General features: G+C 63.7%; 1 pseudogene. It reads right to left on the bottom strand.

The annotated features are described in order from the left end of the window. Positions 1-551: pseudogene (locus ATB02_RS25795) on the bottom strand (type IV secretion protein Rhs); the annotation flags it as partial.

Below are 551 nucleotides of genomic sequence, written 5' to 3'. Positions count from 1 at the left end.
TCCACCATCCGGTGTTCCGCATCATAACGGTAACTCTGCGTGCCGCTCCGGCCCTGCTTTTCCACCGTCCGGCCAAACTCGTCGTAACGGTAGTGCACACCACGGTAAGACATCAGCCGGTTGAACGGCACCACGCTGTTTTCTGCCGTGGCCCTTTCCCCCGCACGCCTCCCCAGCAGGTTTCCCGCCGCGTCGTACTGCCAGCTCGCCAGATACCCTTCTTCCTCGGAGCGACACGCCGTGATGCGCCCCGTGGGGTCGTAGAAGTAATCCGTTTCCCCCCGCCGGCTGTGCCGCGTCTTCAGCAGTTCATCCTCGCCGCTGTAGCTGTACTGCCGGTCCGTGAACGTCTCCGCTACCACCCCGCGCATCCCGCTGTATGTCTCCCTGCGCTTCAGCCGCCCGGCGGGGTCGTAAAGCTGCCGCGTGCTCAGTCGCCCCTGACTTCTGAGCACCTCCCGGTGCAGGGCGTCACGTGTGAACTCGCTGATGACCTCCCGGTCCAGATTTATCTGCTGGAGATGACCGCTGCCGTAGTACAGATGGCGCTG

The organism is Escherichia sp. MOD1-EC5189, from assembly GCF_002966045.1.
GTDB classification, from domain to species: Bacteria; Pseudomonadota; Gammaproteobacteria; order Enterobacterales; family Enterobacteriaceae; genus Escherichia; species Escherichia coli_F.
The sequence above is the reverse complement of the archived record's forward strand: the minus strand, read 5'-3'. Positions and strand labels throughout refer to the sequence as shown.